Here is a 2394-nt window from a genome sequence, read left to right as displayed (position 1 = left end):
GGCGGGAAGGCTCGTGCGGGCGACCTCGGCGGCGATCTCCAGGGCGAGGTCGCGCTGGGAACGCGGTACGAGCAGCCGAGAGGATGCCGTGCACATCTGGCCCTGGTTGTAGAAGCAGCCGTCCGCGGTGGCGCGGACAGCACGCTCGAGATCGGCGTCCGGCAGCACCAGGCTCGCGGTCTTGCCGCCGAGCTCGGGCCAGACGCGCTTGCCGTTCGACGCGGCCGAGTAGCCGAGGAACATGCGGCCGACCTCGGGTGAGCCGGTGAAGGTGACGACGTCGACGTCGTGGTGCTCGCCGAGTGCGCGACCGGCGACCTGCCCGGTGCCCGGTGTGACGTTGAGCACACCGGCGGGGATGCCGGCCTCGTGGGCGAGCTCGGCCAACCGGAGTGCGGAGAAGGTCGTGTGCTCCGCAGGCTTGAGCACCACGCTGTTGCCGACCGCGAGTGCCGGGGCGAGCTTCCAGGCGGTCATGGTCAGGGGGAAGTTCCACGGCACGACGGCCGCGACGACGCCGGCCGGTTCGCGGGTGACGAGCGCGAGGCTGTTCGGGGCGGTGACGGGCAGCTCGTCGAGCACCTTGTCTGCCGCCTCGCCGTACCAGCGGAAGCAGTTGACGACGGCGCGGAGCTCGGTCTGCAGCGCCTCGCGCACGGGCTTGCCCATCTCGAGGGAGATCGTGAGGGCGAGTTCTTCGGCGTTGTCGTGGATCTTCTGCGCGAAGGCGATCAGCAGCTGGCCACGCTCCCTGGGGGCGATGCGCGACCAGGCGCCCGAGTCGAAGGCCGTGCGAGCCGACCGGACGGCGCGGTCGACGTCGGCGACGGATGCGGTGCTGATCGGCGGAAGGGCACGACCGTCACGGGGGCTCACCGGGATGAGGGGTGCAGCCGAGCCCTCCTCCCACACGCCGTCGATGAACATGCGCGTGCGCAGGGGCAGGGTCGCGACGCGATCCGCCCAATCGTCTCCAGTAGCCGTGAACACGGTGGTCCTCTCCAGGGGTGATGGCCCTGGAGAGGATACTTGCTCTATTTCGCCACTAGGTCAAGCTGTTAAGAACGATCTCGCCATTTTGTTACATGTCAGTAACAGAATCAGACTACAAGCGGATCGCGCCGGTGGGCATATCGTTGGCCAGCGCCTCGGGTGCCTCATCGACGATCAGCGATCCGCGCAGCACCGGAGTGATGACCACCAGCGACTCCACGACTTCGAGGCCCTCGTGACCGGCCACCGCCGGGCCCGTGAGGAAGTCGTAGAACTCATCGGCGTCCTTCACGAGCACGTTCGCGAGCAGCTGTGAAGTGCCCGTGGTGGCGGCGATGAACTTGACCTCGGGCGCGGCCGCCAGAGCCGTGCCGACCTTCTCGAGGCGCGCCATCGGCACCCGAAGCCACACGAGCGCCTCGAGGCCCAGTCCGAACAGACTCGGCACGACCTCGGTGCGCGGATGCATGAGACCTCGACGGCTCAAGGACTCCATGCGACGCCGCGTGGTCGTCACGTTCAGCCCCAGGGAGCGGGCGAGCTGAGCCACCGGCATCCGACCGTCCTTGAGCAGCAGTCGGATGAGGGCCTCCTCGTCCTCACTCAGGGAGTCGGCGGGATCGACCTCGGAGCCGGAGGACTCGTCGAGCATTCGGGCCTGCTCGTCGCTGAGAACCCCTGCACGCCAGTCGTGCCCCGACCGGAAGAACTTCAGCACCGTCGTGACATTGATCGAGTCGATGCCCTCGAGCTCGGGGAAGTCGGTGAACAGCAGCTCGCGGATCGAGGCGTCATCGTGAGGGAGCAGCATCCCGGCGATGTCGCTGCTGCCCTCGAGCACCGAGACCGAGGAGGCATCCGCGCGCCGGGCCAGGGTGCGCGCGACCTGCCACAGCGCGTGGGGTTCCGTCGTGATGCGGAAGAGCACTGCGCGGGCATGCAGCACTCGGGCGGGGTCGACGTATGTGGAGACCCGCACCAGTCCGCGGTCGAGCAGCCGTTGCCCTCGACGGGCGACCGTGCGCTCGGGCAGGTCGACCACGCGGGCGATCTCACCCCACGACGCGCGGCCGTTCACCTGCAGAGCCGCGGCGACGATCCGATCGGTCTCGTCGGCCATCACATCGTTCGCGGGCACGTGCTCTCCTTCACCGGGGACTCGGTGGAAGGTTATCTCAGTCGGCGGTGCCGTCGCGTGGCGGGGAGGGCTGGGTGGCTGGGGCGGCTGGGGCGGAAACGGAGACGATCCGAGCAGCGCAGGGCGTGTCGCGGAGCGACGCGCCGGGTGCAAGCCCATGGATCTGGGTTTTCGCCGGCTTCAGCGGCTGGTAGAGGGGCGCCGCCCGGGGTCGAGGCCCGGGCGACGCCCCTCTCGGATTACTCCGCCTCGGTCGTGTCCAC

The 2394-nt window shown here is 69.0% G+C and carries 2 protein-coding genes; both read right to left on the bottom strand.

Going from position 1 to position 2394, the window contains the following annotated elements; genetic code table 11:
• Window positions 1-990, bottom strand: a 990-nt coding sequence (locus DSP71_RS22630) for an aldehyde dehydrogenase family protein (protein WP_220151081.1), incomplete at its 3' end; no start/stop codon positions are given.
• A gap of 115 nt (window positions 991-1105) precedes the next feature.
• Window positions 1106-2131, bottom strand: a complete 1026-nt coding sequence (locus DSP71_RS06225) for an Lrp/AsnC family transcriptional regulator (protein WP_046748496.1) — start codon at window positions 2129-2131, stop codon at window positions 1106-1108.
• Window positions 2132-2394: the final 263 nt, after the last annotated feature.

Source organism: Microbacterium sp. H6 (assembly GCF_003314775.1).
In the GTDB taxonomy this organism is placed as follows: Bacteria; Actinomycetota; Actinomycetes; order Actinomycetales; family Microbacteriaceae; genus Microbacterium; species Microbacterium oxydans.
This window is presented reverse-complemented; position numbering and strand designations above follow the sequence as displayed.